Origin of the sequence: Congregibacter sp., assembly GCF_965660375.1 — a bacterium.
Lineage (GTDB): Bacteria > Pseudomonadota > Gammaproteobacteria > Pseudomonadales > Halieaceae > Congregibacter.
Genome location: NZ_CBFHZO010000091.1, coordinates 1 through 20,822, shown reverse-complemented (window position 1 = coordinate 20,822; position 20,822 = coordinate 1). Strand labels below are relative to the sequence as shown.

The window sequence follows — 20,822 nt, the reverse complement described above, 5'->3', positions numbered from 1 at the left end:
GACACAGGTTTTTTGGGGAAGAGAGGTCACCGTGAGGTGACGTTAATAAAGGGGAAGAAAGCTATGTTTGAACTCGTAGACAACGTACCGCAGAGCGCTGTCATCAAAGTGATCGGCGTTGGAGGCGGCGGTGGTAACGCCGTCAAGCACATGATCAGCAACAACGTGGAAGGCGTCGATTTTATCTGCGCCAATACGGATGCCCAGGCTTTGTCTGATGTGGATTCACCCACGATTCTGCAACTCGGTGGCGAAATCACCAAGGGGCTGGGCGCGGGTGCCAATCCGGAGATCGGCAGGGCCGCTGCCGTTGAGGACCGAGAGCGTATCGCGGAGTCCCTGAGGGGCGCCGATATGGTTTTTATCACCGCAGGTATGGGTGGTGGAACCGGTACCGGCGGCGCGCCGGTGGTTGCAGAAATCGCCCGGGAGATGGGGATTCTCACCGTGGCGGTGGTTACCAGACCCTTCACCTTTGAGGGTCGAAAAAGACTTTCTCTCGCGGAAGCAGGTCTTGGGGAACTTCAGCAGCATGTTGACTCTCTAATCACCATTCCTAACGAAAAACTGCTGGAGGTTTTGGGAAAAAATACCAGTCTCTTGGATGCCTTCAAAGAAGCCAATGATGTACTGTTGGGCGCGGTTCAGGGTATTGCTGACCTGATAATTCGTCCCGGTATGATCAATGTCGATTTTGCGGACGTAAGAACAGTGATGTCCGAAATGGGTATGGCCATGATGGGCACTGGAAGCTCTCGCGGCGAGAACCGGGCGCGTGAGGCAGCCGAACGCGCTATCAATAGCCCGCTTCTGGACGACATCGATCTGGAGGGTGCACGCGGGATTCTGGTCAACATTACTGCCGGGCTTGATTTGTCGCTCGGTGAGTTCTCCGAAGTGGGCGACACCATTGAGGAGTTCGCCTCGGAAGAGGCCACCGTTGTAGTCGGGACGGTCATTGATCCCGAACTTAACGACGAATTGAGAGTGACGGTAGTCGCCACGGGGCTCGGCAACGCTGCGTCCCGGGCAAAGTTGCAGGTAGTGGAAACACCGCGAGCGGTGGTTGCTCAAGAGCCCCAGAGCGTAGCGGACCCCCTTTCTGCGCCCGACTATCGGGATTACGAAAAGCCGCCGGCTCGACGTGCCTCTGCACGAGGGGGCTCGGCAGCCGCCGCTACCGCGGAAAAACTGGGAGACGATTATTTCGATATCCCGGCGTTTTTGCGAAGACAGGCCGACTGATCGATACGACTGTCATCCTGTCGACCGTGTGACAGGCGCTCCGGCGCCTGGCAGGGGTCTTCGCGCCCTTTGCGTGAATGGCTATTGACAAGGAGGTTGTATGATTCGACAGCGGACGTTGCGTAATGCCATCAAGGCAACAGGCGTTGGTTTGCATACAGGTGAAAAGGTATACCTGACGCTGGCGCCTGCGCCGGTAGACAGCGGTATCGTGTTTCGCCGTGTCGATCTTGACCCCGTTGTTGAGATTCACGCCAAGGCGTCCAATGTGGGTGATACAACGCTGTCGACCACACTGGTGCATGATGGCCACCGGGTATCCACGGTAGAGCACCTGCTGTCGGCCATGGCGGGTCTCGGTATTGATAACGCCTATGTCGATGTCAGTGCCAGTGAGGTGCCGATTATGGATGGTAGCGCCGGTCCTTTTGTTTTCCTCATTCAGTCTGCGGGAATTGAGGAGCAGCCAGCGGCTAAGAAATTCATCCGCATCAAGCGTCCGGTGACGGTAGAGGACGGAGACAAGGTAGCCAGCTTTCTTCCCTTTGATGGCTTCAAGGTCTCCTTCACTATCGATTTTGATCATCCTGTGTTTCGTGATCGCAAGGCCCATGCCGAGATAGATTTCTCGTCCACCTCCTTTGTACGTGAGATCAGTCGTGCAAGAACCTTTGGCTTCATGCACGAAATCGAATACCTCCGTTCCAAGGGCCTTGCCCGTGGCGGTAGTGTGGATAATGCTATCGTTGTAGACGAGTACCGAATTCTGAATCAGGACGGCCTTCGCTACGAGGACGAATTCGTCAAGCACAAGGTGCTTGATGCCATTGGCGATGTCTATCTCCTGGGCTATAGCCTCATCGGGGAGTTTCGTGCTCACAAGTCGGGTCACGCCCTTAACAACGCGTCTCTGCGGGCGTTGATCGCCCAAACCGATGCCTGGGAGATGGTGACCTTCGATGACCCCGATACAGCGCCTATTTCTTACGTGACTGCCCCCGCAGCACCTGCCGCCATGTAGTTCACCCGTTGCGGTGGCCGATGGAAAAAACACCGTGTCTATGAGACACTTTCGCGCCGGTTTTTGTATCACTTATTCCCGGTAAGGCTTGTTTTATGGGCCGTAAGCCCCATGACTAGCCAACGTACTTTTTATTTTTCCGGACGCGTTACGAAGCGTGACTTCACGCGCTGCCAGGGCACTTTCGGGTCCCGGCATCACTGCCGTCCCGAGGGACTCGCCGGGAACCACACACTGATGGACTGCGAAGACTCAAAGTCTGCCGCGGCGCAATGGTTGAATGATTAATTCTGCTCTGAAGAAAGTTTTTGGCACGCGCAACGATCGTGAGCTCAAGCGCATGCGCAAAGTCGTGCGTCAAATCAACGCCCTGGAAGAAGGTATGGAGGCGCTGGATGACGAGGCGCTTGCCGCGAAGACCGGCGAGTTTCGCGAGCGCCTGAACGCCGGGGAGGCGCTGGACAAGATTCTGCCGGAAGCTTTTGCCGTTGCCCGGGAAGCGGGCAAGCGTGTCATGGGCATGCGGCACTTTGACGTGCAACTTGTGGGCGGTATGACGCTTCACGAGGGGCGCATCGCGGAGCAGCGCACCGGTGAAGGTAAAACCCTGGTGGCTACGCTTGCAGCCTACCTCAATGCTCTGGGCGGCAGCGCGGTGCATCTCATCACCGTGAACGATTATCTCGCAGGACGGGATGCCCAGTGGATGTCTCCGCTGTACAACTTCCTGGGGCTTAGTGTCGGTGTGGTGCGCTCCGGCCAGACGCAGGAGGAGAAGCGCGCGGCCTATCAGTCAGATGTAATCTACGGCACCAATAACGAGTTCGGCTTTGATTACTTGCGCGACAACATGGTCTTTTCCCTGGAAGACAAAATGCAGGGGGATCTCAGCTTTGCCATTGTGGATGAGGTGGACTCGATTCTCATCGATGAGGCGCGCACGCCACTGATTATCTCCGGTGCGGCGCAGGACAGCTCCGAGCTCTATAAGCGTATTAATAAGCTCGTGCCTCGACTGGAACGCGAGGACGAAGGACAGGAAGGGCATTACACCGTTGACGAGAAGCAGCGTCAGGTAGAACTCACCGAAGCGGGTCATGAGTTTGTGGAAGAAATGCTGGTGAAGGAGGGAATGCTGGAAGAGGGCGACAGCCTTTACGGGTCTACCAATCTGTCGCTTCTGCATCATGTACACACAGGCCTTCGTGCCCATGTCATGTTTCATCGCGACGTGGAGTACATCGTGCAGGGCGGGCAGGTGGTGCTTATCGATGAGCACACTGGGCGTACCATGCCCGGGCGCCGACTCTCTGAGGGTCTTCATCAGGCCATCGAAGCTAAAGAGGGCGTTGAAATTCAAAGTGAGAGCCAGACCCTGGCGTCGACCACTTTTCAGAATTACTTCCGGCTCTACGACAAGCTCGCCGGCATGACCGGTACCGCGGATACCGAGGCCTTTGAGTTCCGGCAGATCTACGGTCTGGAAGTGGTGGTCATTCCCACCAATAAAGATATGGTCCGTAAGGATACGAACGATCTGGTGTATCTCACCAGCGAAGAGAAGTTCGACGCCATCGTCGAAGACGTCAAACATTGCATGGAGATCGGTGCGCCGGCATTGGTAGGCACCGCTTCGGTGGAAACCTCTGAAGAGCTGTCTGCCCGCTTCAAGAAATCAGGCGTCACGCACAAAGTGCTCAACGCCAAGTACCACGAGCAGGAAGCGGAAATTATCGCTCAGGCGGGTCGTCCCGGGGTCGTTACCATTGCTACCAATATGGCGGGACGCGGTACGGACATCGTGCTCGGGGGTAACCTCGAAGCCGAGCTTCGTCAGGCAGGGGAGATCAGCGAGGAGCAGCGCGCCGCTCTGCAGGCGGACTGGGAGCAGCGCCATGCGGCAGTGCTCGAAGCCGGTGGTTTGCATATTCTCGGCACCGAGCGTCACGAGTCCCGACGTATTGATAACCAGCTTCGCGGTCGTGCCGGGCGACAGGGAGATCCGGGGGTGTCGCGTTTTTATCTCTCCCTCGAAGACAATCTCATGCGCATTTTTGCCTCGGACCGCGTGAAGAACTTCATGCAGGCTCTGGGCATGGAAAAGGGCGAGCCCATTGAGCATCGCATGGTCACCAACGCGATCGAAAAAGCCCAGCGTAAGGTCGAAGGTCGGAACTTTGATATTCGTAAACAATTGCTCGAGTACGACGACGTCGCCAACGATCAGCGACAGATCATCTATCAGCAGCGCAATGACCTGCTGACGGAATTGGACATCTCCGACACCATTACGGCCATTCGTCACGACGTGGTTTATCAGGCCATTGATAGTTTTATTCCGCCCATGAGTGTGGAAGAGCAGTGGGATGTGCCGGGGCTTGAGCGGCAGCTGGAGGCGGAGTTTGCGATAACCCTGCCCATACAGCAGTGGCTCGACGAGGACGACAAGCTCCATGAGGAAGCGATTCGTGAGCGCGTCTTGGCGGAAATTCAGACGGCCTACGATGAGAAAGCAGAAGACGTTGGGCCGGACATGCGGCGCATCGAAAAGCAGATCATGCTGCAGGTGCTGGACACGCTCTGGAAAGAGCACCTGGCGACCATGGATCATTTGCGCCAGGGCATTCATCTTCGCGCCTATGCCCAGAAAAACCCGAAGCAGGAATACAAGCGTGAGTCCTTTGAGCTTTTTCAGGAGCTTCTTGCCAGTCTGAAGTACGAAGTGGTGAAGTTTCTCAGCCACGTGCAGATTCAAAAGAAGAACGAGGCCGAGCTTATCGAACAACAGCGCCGCAACGAGGCTGAACAAGCCAAGCTGGCCTTCCAGCATGCCCAGGCATCGGGCATGGCACCGGAGCAGGCAGCTGAGGCGCCTGCTCCCGAGCAGGGAGAGGCGGCCCCTGCCCAGCCCATTACGCGCAGCGAGCCCAAGGTGGGGCGCAACGACCCCTGTCCCTGCGGAAGCGGTAAAAAGTACAAGCAGTGCCACGGTGCGCTCTGACAGCGTTTTTCTCGCGCCATGAGCGCTTCTTCGGCTGAGGGTGCGAGCGAAGCCTTCCCCGTGCCTGGGGTGACCGTCGGCGCGGTAGAGGCGGGCATCCGCTACGCCAACCGCCTCGACCTGGTGGCTTTACGCTTTGATGAAGGCACTACGGCTGCTGGGGTGTTTACGCGCAACGCCTTCTGCGCGGCGCCGGTTATCGTTGCCCGGGAGCATCTTGCTGCCTGTAGCTCCATGCCGCGTCTGCTGCTCATTAATACGGGAAATGCAAATGCAGGTACCGGAGAATCGGGCGTCGTGGCGGCGCGACGCAGCTGTGAGGAAGCGGCGACGCTGCTCGGTCTGAGTGCTCATGAGGTGCTGCCTTTTTCTACCGGTGTCATCGGCGAAGACCTTCCTCTTGATCCCTTACTGGCGGCGTTGCCGGCATTGTTTTCTGGACTCTCGCCCGAACGCTGGCAGCGAGCCGCACAGGGCATCATGACCACCGATACCCGACCTAAAGCTGCGTCCCAACGGTTTTCAGCGAACGGGAGGGACTATGTTCTTAGCGGCATGGCTAAAGGTGCTGGGATGCTCCGTCCGGATATGGCGACCATGCTGGCTTTCCTGGCTACTGATGCGCCTGTCCTTCCAGCGGTTTTGGATAATTTACTCCGTCGCGCCGTAGAAATGTCTTTCCATCGAATCACTGTAGATGGTGACACCTCTACCAATGATGCGGTACTCCTTGCGGCCACGGGAGCCAGTGGCGGTCCGACCTGTGACGACCCTGAGACCGATCTGGGGCGAGCCCTTGGCGAGGCGCTGGAAGCACTGTGCCTGGAGCTTGCCCAGGGTCTGGTCCGTGATGGTGAGGGCGCCAGCAAGTTTGTGGAGATTGATGTGCGCGGCGGGGGCGATGAGACTGAGTGTCTGGATGTCGCATTTACCGTTGCTCATTCACCGCTGGTAAAAACTGCGCTTTTTGCGGGGGACCCCAATTGGGGGCGTCTCCTGGCTGCCATCGGCAGGGCGGGGCTGAGTGATCTCGACGTCAACGGCGTGCGCATTCTCATTAACGATGCCCTCATTGCGGAGCATGGATCCAGGGCTGCAAGTTACGACGAGTCCGAAGTCGCCCGTCTGATGAGTGGGTCGGATTTACGCGTGACCATTGAACTGGGGCGGGGGGCGGCAGACACCAAGGTGTGGACCTCTGATTTTTCCTACGATTACGTAAAGATCAATGCCGAGTACCGCAGTTAAGCACCCATGACTGACCATTCAGAATCGGGATCAGAGGTACCATCTGCGGTACACGTAGCGGTTGCCGTGATTCGCAACGACAAGGATCAGGTATTGCTGACTCAGCGCCACCCGGACAGTCATCAGGGCGGCCTTTGGGAATTTCCCGGCGGCAAGCTCGAAGCTGGCGAGGGCCTGGTTGAGGGACTTGCACGGGAGCTGCAGGAGGAGCTGGGGATCAAGGTCCTCCGCCACGAGCCGTTGCTGCGAATCGACCACGATTACGGAGACAAGCAGGTCCTGTTGGACGTGCACTGTGTGACGGAGTTTGCCGGGCATCCAGCACCCTGTGAGGGGCAGCCTATGCGCTGGGTGAGTCTCGCTGAGCTGGGCGACTACGCATTCCCCGAGGCCAATGGACCGATCGTGCGAGCCATTGTCGGAGGCCACTCCTAAGTTCGAAGCCCGAGCGCGACGGCTCGAGCAGAATTCAGCGGGTGTTTGCCAGTGTCAATAGCTTTCCGTGAAGAGACTCGACCTGCGGAGCCAGGTCTACCAAGGCTCCGCTATTGTCGATCACGCTGTCTGCCGCGGCCAGACGATCGTCTCGCGCCATCTGCGCCGCCATAATGGAGCGCACCAGTTCCTCACTGTTGCGGTCTCGCGCGGTGGTGCGGGCGATCTGTACTGACTCAGGAACGTCAACCACAACGATATGCTCAACAAACTCACGCTGGGAGCCTTCCAGAAGGAGTGGGGAGCTCAGCACAGCATAAGGAGAGGTGGCGTCAGCGAGCTGCAGCGCGATGCTCTCCCCGATCAGTGGGTGAGTCAGCGCTTCAAGCCACTCGCGCTCCTCCGGTTTGGAAAAAACGATTTCTCGCAGCGCTGCACGATCCAGAGTGCCGTCTTCCTGAAGAATGTTATCGCCATAGTGTTCCGCTATCTTCTCCAGTGCCGGACTGCCTGCCTGAACGACTTCTCGGGCGACGATGTCGGCGTCCACAACGTTCACGCCAAGATTGATCAGCCGCTCGGTGACGGCACTCTTGCCGCTGCCTATACCTCCCGTGATTCCCACTCGTAGAGGCTCGTTCATGGGCTGCCGTTTAAGAACATTGTGGATAATGTGCTCCCCCAGAGGAGGCTGATCCAGCCAGCGGTGGCCAGGTAGGGGCCGAAGGGCAAGGGCTGGGAGCGGTCTTTCCCCTGCACAACGATAATCAGAATGCCGAGTACGGCGCCCACGGCTGATGACAGCAAAATGATGATGGGCAGGCTCTGCCAGCCAAGCCAGGCGCCCAGGGCTGCCAGAAGTTTAAAATCGCCATAGCCCATGCCCTCTTTGCCCGTGGCCAGTTTGAACAGCCAATAGATTGACCACAAAAGCAGGTAGCCGCCGGCGGCACCGAGGATGGCATCGACGGGGGAGACCGGGCCTGTGAAAACGTTAAACAAAAGTCCCGCCCAAAGGAGTGGCAGTGTCAGGTCATCGGGGAGCAGCTGTGTATCCATGTCGATGACGGCAAGAGCAATAAGCGTCCAGGTCAGCAGCAGATAAGCTATGAGAGATAACTCGACACCAATGGAGAACGCCACGGTGACTGAGGCTGCCGCCGTTGCCAGCTCTACGAGAGGGTAACGCCAGCTGATGGCCGTGGCACAGTTTGAGCAGCGTCCACGCAGCGCCAAAAAGCTGATGACGGGGATGTTCTCCCAGGGCTTGATGGCGTGCTGACAATGAGGGCAATGGGAGCCGGGAAATGCCAGGGAGAATTTTTCGTCGGTTTCGCTATTTTCGAGCTCAAGGAGCGCTTGGCAGTCGTTCCGCCACTCCCTTTGCATCATTTCCGGGAGGCGGAGTATCAGCACGTTGAGAAAGCTGCCAACGATCAATCCCAGCGCGCCGACGGAAAAATAGAAATACAGCGGATATTCGCGAAGGAATTCACTCAGGAGAGGGGACTCAGTCATCGTGCTTTATCGGGGATGTCTTGGGGTTACGGGGCATTAACTAGATTACAGATCCCAGCATAAAGATTGGTAGGTACATGGCAATCATCAAACCGCCCACAAGCACGCCCAGAATCGACATGATCATGGGTTCCATAAGGGAGCTCAGACTGTCGACAGCATTGTCGACTTGCTCTTCATAGTGCGTGGCGACTTTGTCCAGCATCTCATCCAACTGTCCGGACTCTTCACCGATGGAGATCATCTGCAGCAGCATATTTGGAAAAAGCCCGGTGCTCTTAACCGAGTTGTACAAAGTGGAACCCGTGGTGACGTCATCACGAATCTGCAGAATGGCCGCACTGTATACGGCGTTACCTGCAGCGCCGGCGGTGGACTCCAGAGCATCGACCAGAGGTACCCCCGCGTTGAAGGTGGTCGCCAGGGTTCGTGAGAACCGTGCCACCACAGAGTCGTTAACAATACCGCCAAAAACAGGCAGTTTAAGCATGAGTCGATCAATAGCGTCACTGAAGCTTTGCGACCGAATGCGGGCTTCTTTAAAGGCATAGATGCTTGCAACAATCCCAACAACAATGATGAACCACCACGCCTGCATAAAGTCCGACAGGCCCAATACCATCAGCGTAAATGCCGGGAGGTCGGCGCCAAAACTTGAGAAAGTCTCCGCAAACTGGGGCACAACCTTTACCAGCAGAATCCCCGACACGACCAGCGCGACAACGATTACCGCGGTGGGGTAAGTGAGGGCCTTCTTGATTTTGGCTTTCAGTTGTTCGGTTTTTTCCTTGTAGGTGGCCACGCGGTCCAGCATGGTTTCCAGGGTGCCCGCCGACTCACCGGCACCTACCAATGAGCAGAAGAGCTCGTCAAAATGTCGGGGGTGCTTGGATAGTGACAGGGCCAGCCCGCCTCCTGAAGAGACATCGTTTTTGATGCCCCCTACCAGTTCTTTCATAGAGGGGTTTTCGAGGCCGTCACCAACAATGTCAAAACTCTGCACCAGGGGAACGCCCGCTTTCATCATAGTCGCCATCTGGCGGGTAAATATGGCGATATCCGCCGCTTTAATCGGCTTTTTTCTAGCGCTGAAAAGAGGTTTTGACTTGCGGCGCACCGAGCGGGGGTTGATGCCTTTCTGTCGAAGCTGGGCACGCGCCATAGCCTGCGACGGAGCGTTGATCTCCCCCTTGGTCTGGCGTCCGTTTTTGTCCGTGCCGCTCCAAGTAAACAGTTCGCTGGTAGCCGTCGTCGCCATGATCTTTGACCTATCTCCTGTCGCTCTAGAACGGTCTGGACAAGCCAGGCCGTGTATCAGTCAATCGTAACGCGGTTTACTTCCTCAAGACTAATCAGTCCTTGGGCACATTTTCGCAGAGCGGAGGTGCGCAGGTCTGCAAAGCCGTGGGCCCGGGCCTGGCGGGAGATCTCCAGGGAGTTGCCGTCTTCCATAATCATATTGGCGATCTCGGGAGTGATTCGCACCACCTCATAGATACCCACACGACCCTTGTAACCGTCCTTGCAGGCATCACAGCCCACCGCTTTCATAACTGTCGCGGTGGCGAGCATCTCATCGGTGAATCCCTCCTCTACCAGGGTGTCGCGGGGGATCTCTGCCGGCACTGAGCACTCCTTGCAAAGTCGGCGACCCAGGCGCTGGGCAATAATAAGGCTGACCGAGGTGGCCACGTTGAACGCAGGGACACCCATGTTGAGAAGGCGGCTGATGGTTTCGGCGGCGCTGTTGGTATGGAGGGTGGAAAGCACCAGGTGTCCTGTCTGGGCGGCTTTGATAGCGATCTCTGCCGTCTCGAGATCTCGTACCTCCCCCACCATGATGATGTCGGGGTCCTGGCGCAAAAAGGAGCGCAGCGCCTCCGCAAAGTTCAGCCCCACCTTTGCATTTACATGCACCTGGTTGATACCCGAAAGGTTGATCTCAACGGGGTCCTCTGCCGTGGAGATATTACGCTCGGGCTCATTCAGGATGTTCAGGCCCGTATACAGAGACACGGTTTTACCGGAGCCGGTGGGTCCCGTTACCAGGATCATGCCCTGAGGCTGCTTGAGAGCTTTCATGAACATGTCTTTCTGGTCCGGATCGTAGCCCAGCGCGTCGATGCCCATTTGAGCGCTGGTGGGATCCAGGATTCGCAGCACGATTTTTTCCCCAAAGAGCGTCGGGAGTGTATTGACGCGAAAATCGATGGAGCGGTTGCGCGAAAGTTTCATCTGGATGCGACCATCCTGAGGGAGCCGGCGTTCCGAAATATCCATCTGCGACATAACCTTCAAACGCGCCGAAAGGCGCGGAGCAAGATTACGGGGCGGCCGCACGACTTCTCTCAACACGCCGTCTGTTCGGAAGCGCACGCGATAGTCTTTTTCATAGGGCTCGAAGTGGATGTCCGATGCACCCTGTTTGATGGCGTCCACGAGCACTTTGTTAACGAAGCGCACGATGGGGGTTTCATCAACGCTGCTGTTTTCGTCACCGTCATCGGTTGCCGGGTCTTCGACAGCACCGATGTCGATGTCATCAAATTCGTCGGACTCGAGATCTTCCAGGCCCCCACCGATGTCGTCTTGGGCTTCGCTCCATTCGGCAATGGCCTTTTGCAGACTTTTCTCATCGACGAGAATCGCCTCGGTGTTAAGACCCGTGTGGAATTTGATTTCATCAAGGGCAGCAAGATTCGTGGGGTCGGAAACCGCGATGAACAGACGCTTTCCGCGGCTGTAGAGAGGAAGCGCGTGGTGCTTGGTGACTAGTTCCGGCTCGACAACGCCCTGGGGGAGAAACTGTGCATCAAAAGCGGTGATATCAAAACGTGCAGCACCAAATTCTTGGGACGCAAGTTCCGCGAGCTTATGGCTATCGATCTTAACCTCATCAACCAGGTAGCGAACGAAGGGGATTCGCTCATTGGCCGCCTCCGCTTGGGCCTTGGATGCCTGCTCGGCGTCGAGAAGGCCTTCTATTACAAGACGCCCCGCAAGACCGGAGGGTTTACCGCTGGCTCGTTCGTTCATGCTTTGCTGCCCTATGATAACCCGATGAGTATAGCGGTAGGGTGGCGATGGCTGAAGTCCCCCAGCATTATCCATAATGGGGGTTTGTCGATAGTCAGGGATGCCAAAACCAACACAATTGATTTGTGAGCGTCGTATTTGACGCACTAACTGACAAAAAATGTCAGTTAGTGATGGAAATTGAGTATTTTTTTGTAGAAAAAAACGCGTTATCTGCGAGTTTAAGATGCAGGTTTTTCTTCAAAATACTGATTTTATTGAATTATTTTTAATTATTGTGCTGTTGGCCTGCAACCTGCTTATTCAGTTGGGAGTTACCGTTACTTTAGGTCGCCCGGGGCGGCCAACAATCTGGAGAACCACCATGAAAAAAGTAAACATGGCCCGACAGCAGGGCTTCACGCTAATCGAGCTTATGATCGTTATTGCGATTGTCGGTATTTTGGCTGCCATCGCACTGCCCGCTTATCAGGATTACACGGTGAGAGCACGTATGGCTGAGCCTTTGGCTCGGCTGGCTGAAGCCAAAACCACAATTGCTGAGTTTTACGCGACCAACGGAGTAATGCCTACTGTCGCTCAGTCCGGAGTTCAGACTGTAGAAACGCAAATAATCCAGTCGATAATTTACGAGGATCAGGACACGATTCGCGCATTGGTAAAACAGAGTGTTATGCCGGGCGCAGCTGGTGACCTTAGTTTCGAGCTGATCGCAGTTACAGACCCCGATACGCGCACCATTACCTGGACTTGCCAGCCAGCCGCTAGTGGACCTGTGTTGACCAACCATCTGCCGGCCAACTGCCGCGGATAATCCGTCTTCATACGAAAGCGGTAAAACTGAACCGGGCCGATCTTATCGGCTCGGTTTTTTTTGCTTTCTTACCTCACGTCGTCTTTCGCTTAAGAAGGTTTAAATGCTGACAAATGGTCAGGATGCCAGAGGGCTCCTCCTGCTCAGTGTTCTGATTCTCGTGGTCGTCAGTGCGGCTTACCTGCCGGCTCTGTCCGGTCCGTGGTTATTCGACGACACCCCCAATCTCCTCGAAAACAGAGCGTTGAAAGAGTTTCATTGGACTCAGTTTGACGATCTTCGCGACGTGGCTGTCAGTGGCCGCGCCGGCCCCCTGGGGCGCCCCGTTTCGCTGTTGAGTTTTCTCGGACAACGTCAGGAAAACCAAATCCTGGATCCCTACGTTGTTAAAGTCGTAAATTTAGGAATTCATTTCCTTGTCGCCACTATTCTTGGGTATCTGGCGCTGAAAATATTCGCGGCATGGGGGTTTTCCGAAAGGCAATCGAAGGCTGCTGCGTTAATAACGGCTGCACTGTGGTGCGCTGCGCCGCTGCATGTTTCGACGGTTATGTATGCGGTGCAGCGGATGAGTCAACTCAGTGCGCTGTGGGTCTTGCTGGGGCTGGGAGCGTATGCCCACTATCGCGAGCGCTGGGTCGAACAGGTCCCGACTGTTGAGCATGTTATTGCAATGCTCCTGTGGCTGATGCTCTGCCTCGTAATGGGGCTCTACAGTAAAGAGAATGCTGTGGTCCTTTTGCCTCTGCTCGTTCTCCTTGAGGTGGGTGTCTTTGCCTGCGTTGTCGCGGGGAGTCAAAGGCTGTTTTTGCAGCGTTTCGGCGCGGGTGTTTTGTGCTTATGCCTGCTCGCTCCATGGCTTCTGTATCTCCTGGCACCAACGTGGCTGACGGATTCCTATGCCCAAAGAAATTTTACCCTCGAGGATCGCGTAGCTGTGCAGGTGCCATTGCTCTGGAAATACCTCCAGTGGATTCTTCTGCCCGATCTTCGTTCACTGGTGTTTCTGCAGGATGGTCAGTGGGCTCTTCGTGAAAACTCCTGGGGACTCCTGACAGCGACGGTCGCCTGGCTGCTTGCGTTCGCCCTGGCTATCGCGCTCAAGAGCCGCGAGCTTGTTTTTGCAATCAGCTTTTATTTGTTGGCACACAGCATTGAATCAACGGTGCTGGCCCTCGAGGTGTCCTATGAGCATAGAAACTATTTACCCTCGGCTGGTTTGCTTCTCGGCATCGTTGCAGCAGCGTTCAAATTAGCTCAGCGCTTTGAGAAAGAGCGACTAACATTTGTGGTTATGTTGCTCCTGCTGGGTTTGTCACTGGTGACACTGACCTTGCGCTCCCAGATTTGGTCGTCGCGGGAAAGCATCTACGAACACGCCTATCGCCATTCGCCAGAATCGCCACGCTCAAAGTTTTTATACGCTGCGGCTCTCCTTGACACTAGCAGTGTTGACGATTCCGGCACTGACGCCGTTTTGCTGAAGCAGGCGCGACTGGTGGAAGCCCGGGAGCGGCTCAAGGAGCTTGCTCGGGCTGATGTGCCGGACATTGCCGCACTCGCCCTTTTGTTGAGAATTGATAGTTCCATCTTTCCGCAATTAGCTGGTCGCGAGCCATGGGCTGAGTTATTGATCCAGGCGCTTGCTAAGGGGCAGCTTCAGGCCGAAGACTATGCGGCCCTCAGCTTTCTTGCCGACTGTCTGCTGGACGCTACCTGCACTATGAATGCAGAAGAGCGGGCGAGTCTGCTGGACTCTTTTAGTGAAGACATGGGGAACCCTTCCTTTATGGCAGGCCTCCGGGCTCGATTGACCGGTGGCGGTCCCAAGCATGTGCAACAAATTTACGAAAAGCTGGCTGAGGAGGAGCCTCCCATAGCGGCTGTTTACGCAAGATTGATTGAGGTTTACAGCGAGGTGGGAGAGCACGGAAAAGCAATCGACGCCATACTGCAGCTATTGAGCTTTGACGAGCGACGTACTTTCCTTAAGCCCATGATTCGGGCTATCGAATAATGGCTTTATTTAGGTTTGGCGGGGGCAGTGTTTTGGCTAAGCCTTTTTCGTTTCTGTTAGTTAGCCTCATCGCCGTCTTGGTGATTTGGGCCTATGGTCCGGGAATCGAGGGCCCCGCTCTTCTTGATGACCGGTCCAACATCCCGGTGATCAATTCCGACATTCTGGACACTGCCGAAACGTTATCCATAATCCTTGGGAATACGTCGGGCCCCCTGGGGCGCCCGGTGGCGATGGCGTCTTTCGTTGCGGAGGCCTCGGTTCTTGGTGCAGGTCCAGCCACGGGGAAGGCAGTTAACCTTGGAATTCATGTCGTAAACACGGTCCTGGTTTACCTTCTTGCGCTAGCTGTGTTCTCAAGGTTTGAGCTGGCCTCGCCTCGGGTCTGCGCGCTCCTTGTTGCGATGGTCTGGTGCTGGACACCATTGCAGCTGTCCACGGTGCTTTACCATGTTCAACGCATGACCCTCTTAGCCGGCTCCTTCATGCTTCTAACTCTTTTGCTGAGCTTGCGGTGGCGTAGGTGCTTTGGTGCGGCCTCGAAGACGCACTTTTTCTGGGCTTGTGCCGCCTTGGTCACCGCGACCCTCGCAATTTTTACAAAAGAGAACGCAGCCACGCTGATGCTGATCGTCCCGAGTCTGCTTGCACTCTGCCCGGTGACTTCGGGTTCGGCCCGGGCGTACGCGGTGCGTGTGGCAGCCGCCAGGACATTTGCTGTTTTCTTGATAGCCGCGATCTGTGTTTTGGCTGTTAACTGGTCCTGGATTGTGGCGGGCTATGAGGTTCGTAGCTTCACCGTTGCAGAGCGGGTGCTTAGCCAGCCCAGAATACTGCTTGACTACTCTTCTCAATTCTATGCTCCAGATACCGGACGTATGGGACTGGTCCATGATGACTTTATGCTGTCGAGTGGATTGTTCAGTCCGACTTCCACCGCAATGAGTATTTTGTGTTTTTCCGCTTTGCTGGTCATGGGCTTTTGGTGGAGACACAAGCCACTGGGAGCGCAGGTACTGTTGTGCGCGGCAGTTTTCTTGCTTGGGCATTCAGTAGAGTCATCGGTGCTAGCCCTTGAGCCGTACTTTGAGCACCGGAATTATTTCCCGAGCGTGGGTCTCGCCCTCGCGCTGGGGTTTGGGGTCGGCGCATGTATAAAGAAAGCTCCCGCAGTAAAAGTGCCTTTAGTAATCTGGCTATTGATTTACGGCGCGTGGCTGCTGGTACAGACGGGGGCGCTGGCGCACGTGTGGTCCAAGCCCGAGATGATTGCGTTATTGGAGGTGAACGGGCATCCAGAATCGCCGCGAGCGAATCGAGCCATGGCCCTTTTGCAGGCTAAATACGGGGATCTTGAGCTTGCAATGAAATACGCTGACAGGGCGTACCCCGAGGCCCACCCGGGTTATCATTTAAATAGAACCGTTTACGTACTGGCTCTTTCCTGCGTTTCGGGCCAGCTCCTTGACGGGTATGATTTTGGCAGCCTGGAGGATTTTGCGGGTCTGCAAGATAGAGCTGCACGCGAGGCAATGCAGTTAGTTATAACGGGGATTTACGACGATACCTGCGATCGTGGCACCGTGCTTAAACTTGCCGACCAGCTTTATGCGTTGGCTGCCAGCGCAGCGTTGGCTGTTGAGCTTGAACCCCTGCTATCGACCTTGGCCGTTTTGGAAAATGCACTGGAACGCTATGAGAATGCGTCTTGGTACACAAAGAAGGCTTTATTGTTAGCTCCGGAAAACATTCAGCTTATGTTAATGAATTTACATTTCTGCAGGGCGACACAGATAGGAGGCATGTGTGAGGAAACGAGGCGAAAACTGTTGAAACTTGACGACGACGGGCAGCTCAGCGTTGAGCAGAGTAAGACGTTGATGCTTTACGGCACAGGAGAATAGTTTTTGTTAAGCGTATCCATTGTCATACCGGCGCGAAATGAAGTCAGTACGATTGCTTCCGTAGTGGGGAAGCTTCGCTTATTGCAGCCCGACTACGAGTTCGTTGTAGTCGACGACGGCTCCACCGACGGCACAGGCAAAGCCGCCGCTGACGCCGGCGCTATTGTGGTAGCCCAGCCCTATAGCAAGGGTAACGGTGCTGCCATCAAGCGCGGTGCGCGCGCAGCAAATGGCGACGTCTTGGTGTTTATGGATGCCGATGGGCAGCATGATCCCGCGGACGTGGAGCGTTTGCTTTACAAGTACGAAGAAGGCTTTGATCTGGTGGTCGGGGCACGATCAGGATTGGGGTCTCAGGCCAGCGTTGCGCGCTGGGGCGCGAATAACTTTTACAATAAGTTTGCGAGTTGGATGGTCGGGCAGCCTATTGATGATCTTACGTCAGGCTTCCGCGCGGTAAATCGTCGGAAGTTTTTAAGTTTTCTTTACCTGCTGCCTAACGGATTCAGCTATCCCACCACATCCACCATGGCGTTCTATCGCGCGGGCTATTCCGTAGGCTTTTTGCCGATTAAAGTTGCCAAAAGACAGGGCAAGGGACACATCAATTTACTCCGCGATGGCCTGCGTTTTCTGCTGATTATTTTTAAGGTGGGAACCCTTTACTCACCGCTGAAAGTGTATTTCCCGTTTTCAGTTTTGACGGCAGGCCTGGGCTTGTTTAACTACGTTGCGACCGCGATCGTGAGTGATTCTTGGCGGTTTACCAATATGACTGCTCTGTTGGTTTCTTCTGGTGTCATCATATTTCTCCTTGGCCTGCTATCGGAGCAATTAACAAATCTCCAGTATAAAGACGTGGGCTTGGACGAGGATTAGGGAGTCACCCTAAAGAGGTAGGGCGCGATTTCCACGCTGCGACTACCATACGCGCCGTTTTCGTTCTTTTTCGGAGAGAGTCAACATGCTCATTGGCGTTCCTAAAGAAATCAAAAATCACGAGTATCGGATCGGCCTTACGCCCGCGGGAGCCAGCGAGTTGGTGCATGCCGGACATGAAGTCCTTATAGAGACCAGCGGTGGTGCTTCTATCGGATTCGATGATTCCCAGTACGAGGCGACAGGCGCCTTCATCGGAAAAGACGCGCAGTCCGTGTTTGCCGAGGCAGAAATGATCGTCAAGGTTAAAGAACCGCAGCCTGACGAGTGTCGAATGCTGCGCCCCGGCCAGCTGCTGTTTACCTATCTGCATCTGGCGCCGGACCCGGAGCAGACGCGCTTGCTGGTGGCGTCGGGAGCTAGCGCGATTGCCTATGAAACGGTGACCAGTGCTCAAGGTGGCTTGCCGCTTTTGGCTCCCATGAGTGAAGTCGCCGGGCGCATGGCGATACAGGCGGGTTGTCACAGTCTTGAAAAAGCGCAGGGCGGCAGCGGTACGTTGCTGGGTGGAGTCCCAGGAGTCGAGCCTGCGCGCGTTCTCGTAATCGGCGGCGGTGTGGTGGGCGTCAACGCAGCACGCATGGCCATGGGGCTGGGAGCTGACGTCACCATCGTCGATCGCTCCATCACCCGTCTGAAGGAGCTCGATACGCTATTTGGGGGCCGCATGAAAACACTCTACTCGACCCGCGATGCCCTGGAACGACATGCTCTGGAGGCGGATCTCGTTGTGGGTGCTGTGCTGATTCCCGGTGCCGCAGCGCCCAAATTGATTTCTGCGGACCTGGTTTCCCGTATGAAGCCCGGCTCTGTGCTGGTTGACGTTGCCATTGATCAGGGCGGCTGCTTTGAGACAAGCCGTCCCACAACCCATCAGGATCCCTGCTATATCGTCGACGATGTCGTGCATTACTGCGTTGCCAACATGCCGGGAGGCGTTGCGAGAACATCCACCTTGGCGCTTACGAACGCAACGCTCCCTTACATTATGGCTCTCGCGAACAAGGGCCTGAAAAAAGCACTCGAGGATGATCGCTATCTTCGAGACGGATTGAACGTGCATGGCGGGCAGGTGACCTACCAGGCGGTGTCTGAAGCCCTGGGCTACGAATATCTGCCGCCGATGCAGGCGCTGGCGAACCTTTAAAGTTCCCCTTCATTGAGCAACTGAGCGGTAGGCTGGATCACCCCTCAGATAGCACGCCACGGCAGCGCTACGCTGCCGCCTTAGCCTCCCGCCGCCGCGCATGAAGCACCGGCTCGGTATAACCGCTGGGCTGCTTAGTGCCGAGAAAAACCAGATCGCAGGCTGCTTGAAAGGCCACGCTATGGTCGAAGTCCGGCGCCATGGGCTTGTACACTGGATCGCTGGCATTCTGTTTGTCGACCACCGTCGCCATCCTCTCAAGGGTTTCGCGGACCTGGTTTTCACTGCACACCCCGTGAGTGAGCCAGTTGGCGATGTGCTGGGATGAAATCCGCAGGGTCGCGCGGTCTTCCATCAAGCCCACGTTGTGAATGTCAGGCACCTTGGAGCAGCCGACGCCCTGGTCAACCCAGCGAACCACATAACCCAAAATGCCCTGGGCGTTATTGTCCAGTTCTCGCTGGATGTCTTCGGCGTTCATATCCGCCGCGCCGCGTAGGGGAATAGCGAGGATATCGTCAACGGAAGCGGGCTCCCGTTCTTTGAGCTGTGACTGCACAGCAGCGACGTCCACATCGTGATAGTGGGTGACATGGAGCGTTGCGGCGGTGGGAGAGGGCACCCAGGCCGTGCTGGCGCCGGCTTTGGGGTGAGCTATTTTTGCCTCCAGCATGGCGGCCATCAGGTCGGGCATGGCCCACATTCCCTTGCCGATCTGGGCGCGTCCCAGAAGTCCACAGGCAAGACCGGCATCGACGTTGTGATCCTCGTAGGCGCTGATCCAGGGTTCGGACTTCATGTCCCCTTTGGGTGTCATGGCCGCGGCGGCCATGCTGGTGTGAATCTCGTCGCCCGTGCGGTCCAGAAACCCCGTATTGATAAACACCACGCGTTCCTTCGCGCGATAAATACATTCCTCAAGATTGATTGTCGTGCGCCGTTCCTCGTCCATGATGCCCAGTTTGATCGTGTTGCGGGGCATGCCCAATGCGTCCTCGACGCGGGCAAACAGGTCCACGGTACAGCTCACTTCGTCGGGGCCGTGCTTTTTGGGTTTGACGATGTACACGCTGCCGCAACGGGAGTTATGGATATCTCCGTCACCCTTAAGGTCATGGAGAGCAATCGCCGCGGTAAACATGGCATCCATGATGCCTTCCGCAATCTCATTGCCGTCATTGTCAAGAATCGCTTCGTTGGTCATAAGATGACCGACGTTGCGTACGAACATCAGGCTGCGGCCCGGTAGCACGAGCTCACTGCCATCAATGGCTGTGTAACGACGGTCTGGATTGAGTTTACGGGTTTGGTTCTGTCCCCCCTTGGTAAACTGCTCACTCAGATCGCCACGCATCAGGCCCAGCCAGTTGCCGTAGACGATGGCTTTGTCCTGGGCGTCCACCGCGGCCACGGAATCCTCACAGTCCTGAATCGTGCTGATTGCTGACTCCAGTAGCAGATCTTTCACACCCGCTTTATCTTCGGCGCCAATGGGGCTGGACGGATCAATCTGTATCTCCACGTGCAGGCCGTTGTGCTTAAGCAGTATGGCGTGAGGAGCTTCCGCTGCTCCACGGTAGCCGCGAAGCTGCGCATCATCAGCGAGACTGGTTCTTTCGCGATCGTTATCCATCTCTACTACCAGAGCGCCGTCACTAATTGCATACCGTGAAGCGTCATGATGACTGCCTGTTTCCAGGGGGAAGTGCTTGTCGAGAAAATCACGGGCCCAGGCGATCACCTTTGCACCGCGCACGGGGTTGTAACCGCCCGCTCGCTCGGCCCCGTCCTCCTCAGAAATCACGTCCGTACCGTAAAGGGCATCGTAGAGGCTGCCCCACCGCGCATTGGCGGCATTGAGTGCGTAGCGGGCGTTCATAACAGGCACGACCAGTTGCGGCCCGGCGATGGTAGCGACCTCCGGGTCAACGTTCTCGGTGGCTATGGAAAACGGCGCGGGCGCGGGGAGGAGATAGCCGATATCCTGCAAAAACGCTTTGTAGGCGGCCCGGTCGTAGTCGGCACCCGGATGCTCGCGGTGCCACTCATCAATTTGTTCCTGCATGCGTTCACGGATGGCCAGCAACTCAATATTGCGTGGACGAAGGTCCTCTATAATGCGCGCAAGCGCCGCCCAAAAACCATCGGCATTTACATTGATACCCGGACAAATTTCATCTTCCAACAGTGTTGCGATGACCGGTGCAACTTGTAACCCTGCGCGTGAAACGCGATTTGTCATGGCGGAAACTCCTTGCTCTTTGTTTGCGAACTCAGGCTCGCACTAAAAAAAGAGCGATGTTAATCGCTGCGTAATAATTCCCAAAGCCGATAGTTTTTATCACCGTCATTCACTGCCTGAATGAGTGCCGTCGTCAGCTTTGTCGGTGGCAACGATGTGTCTTGCCGTTTCCACAATCAGTTTGCGCAGCCAGCGGTTACCGGGGTTATGCTGAAGTAAGGGGCTCCAGGCCATTTTGAGCTCCAGGGGCGGGAT

General features: G+C 56.0%; 15 protein-coding genes. 10 read left to right on the top strand and 5 right to left on the bottom strand.

Annotation, left to right across the window (positions count from 1 at the left end; all coding sequences use genetic code 11):
- The first annotated feature begins 63 nt into the window (after nt 1–63).
- From ftsZ to mutT, 5 genes are all read left to right on the top strand, one after another.
- On the top strand, nt 64–1,245 hold the full coding sequence (gene ftsZ, locus ACTG3T_RS08455; RefSeq protein WP_439101831.1) for a cell division protein FtsZ: 1,182 nt from the start codon (nt 64–66) through the stop codon (nt 1,243–1,245).
- A gap of 100 nt (nt 1,246–1,345) precedes the next feature.
- Nucleotides 1,346–2,266 (top strand): UDP-3-O-acyl-N-acetylglucosamine deacetylase, encoded by a 921-nt coding sequence (gene lpxC / locus ACTG3T_RS08450; protein ID WP_439101830.1) that lies wholly within the window; start codon nt 1,346–1,348, stop codon nt 2,264–2,266.
- 280 nt (nt 2,267–2,546) lie between these two features.
- Nucleotides 2,547–5,267, top strand: a complete 2,721-nt coding sequence (secA, locus tag ACTG3T_RS08445; RefSeq protein ID WP_439101829.1) for a preprotein translocase subunit SecA — start codon at nt 2,547–2,549, stop codon at nt 5,265–5,267.
- Between the two features lie 18 nt (nt 5,268–5,285).
- On the top strand, nt 5,286–6,515 hold the full coding sequence (argJ, locus tag ACTG3T_RS08440) for a bifunctional glutamate N-acetyltransferase/amino-acid acetyltransferase ArgJ (RefSeq protein WP_439101828.1): 1,230 nt from the start codon (nt 5,286–5,288) through the stop codon (nt 6,513–6,515).
- Nucleotides 6,516–6,521: 6 nt separating this feature from the next.
- A complete protein-coding gene (gene mutT / locus ACTG3T_RS08435) occupies nt 6,522–6,950 on the top strand; it encodes an 8-oxo-dGTP diphosphatase MutT (protein WP_439101827.1) in 429 nt (142 codons plus the stop codon).
- 34 nt (nt 6,951–6,984) lie between these two features.
- Here mutT and coaE read toward each other — a convergent pair whose 3' ends face one another.
- The 4 genes from coaE to pilB are packed head-to-tail and all read right to left on the bottom strand — an operon-like array spanning nt 6,985 to nt 11,504.
- Nucleotides 6,985–7,593: a dephospho-CoA kinase gene (gene coaE / locus ACTG3T_RS08430; RefSeq protein ID WP_439101826.1), complete on the bottom strand. Its 609-nt coding sequence runs from the start codon at nt 7,591–7,593 to the stop codon at nt 6,985–6,987.
- Nucleotides 7,590–8,468, bottom strand: a complete 879-nt coding sequence (locus ACTG3T_RS08425) for a prepilin peptidase (RefSeq protein WP_439101825.1) — start codon at nt 8,466–8,468, stop codon at nt 7,590–7,592. The genes coaE and ACTG3T_RS08425 overlap by 4 nt, the downstream gene beginning before the upstream one ends.
- 40 nt (nt 8,469–8,508) lie before the next feature.
- Complete coding sequence (locus ACTG3T_RS08420; RefSeq protein WP_439101824.1) at nt 8,509–9,726, bottom strand: type II secretion system F family protein; 1,218 nt, start codon at nt 9,724–9,726, stop codon at nt 8,509–8,511.
- 56 nt (nt 9,727–9,782) lie between these two features.
- Nucleotides 9,783–11,504, bottom strand: a complete 1,722-nt coding sequence (pilB, locus tag ACTG3T_RS08415; protein ID WP_439101823.1) for a type IV-A pilus assembly ATPase PilB — start codon at nt 11,502–11,504, stop codon at nt 9,783–9,785.
- Between the two features lie 379 nt (nt 11,505–11,883).
- Here pilB and ACTG3T_RS08410 point away from each other — a divergent pair, with 379 nt between their 5' ends.
- From ACTG3T_RS08410 to ald, 5 genes are all read left to right on the top strand, one after another.
- Nucleotides 11,884–12,318: a pilin gene (locus ACTG3T_RS08410; protein WP_439101907.1), complete on the top strand. Its 435-nt coding sequence runs from the start codon at nt 11,884–11,886 to the stop codon at nt 12,316–12,318.
- Between the two features lie 103 nt (nt 12,319–12,421).
- Nucleotides 12,422–14,335, top strand: a complete 1,914-nt coding sequence (locus tag ACTG3T_RS08405; protein ID WP_439101822.1) for a hypothetical protein — start codon at nt 12,422–12,424, stop codon at nt 14,333–14,335.
- Nucleotides 14,336–14,367: 32 nt separating this feature from the next.
- Nucleotides 14,368–16,239, top strand: coding sequence for a hypothetical protein (locus ACTG3T_RS08400; RefSeq protein WP_439101821.1), 1,872 nt, complete (start codon nt 14,368–14,370; stop codon nt 16,237–16,239).
- Nucleotides 16,240–16,242: 3 nt separating this feature from the next.
- A complete protein-coding gene (locus tag ACTG3T_RS08395) occupies nt 16,243–17,118 on the top strand; it encodes a glycosyltransferase family 2 protein (RefSeq protein ID WP_439101820.1) in 876 nt (291 codons plus the stop codon).
- A gap of 85 nt (nt 17,119–17,203) precedes the next feature.
- Complete coding sequence (gene ald / locus ACTG3T_RS08390) at nt 17,204–18,325, top strand: alanine dehydrogenase (protein ID WP_439101819.1); 1,122 nt, start codon at nt 17,204–17,206, stop codon at nt 18,323–18,325.
- A gap of 67 nt (nt 18,326–18,392) precedes the next feature.
- Here the strand turns inward: ald and ACTG3T_RS08385 are convergent, their stop codons facing one another.
- The gene (locus ACTG3T_RS08385) at nt 18,393–20,567 is read right to left on the bottom strand and encodes a malate synthase G (RefSeq protein ID WP_439101818.1); all 2,175 of its coding nucleotides are present in this window, start codon (nt 20,565–20,567) and stop codon (nt 18,393–18,395) included.
- Nucleotides 20,568–20,822: the final 255 nt, after the last annotated feature.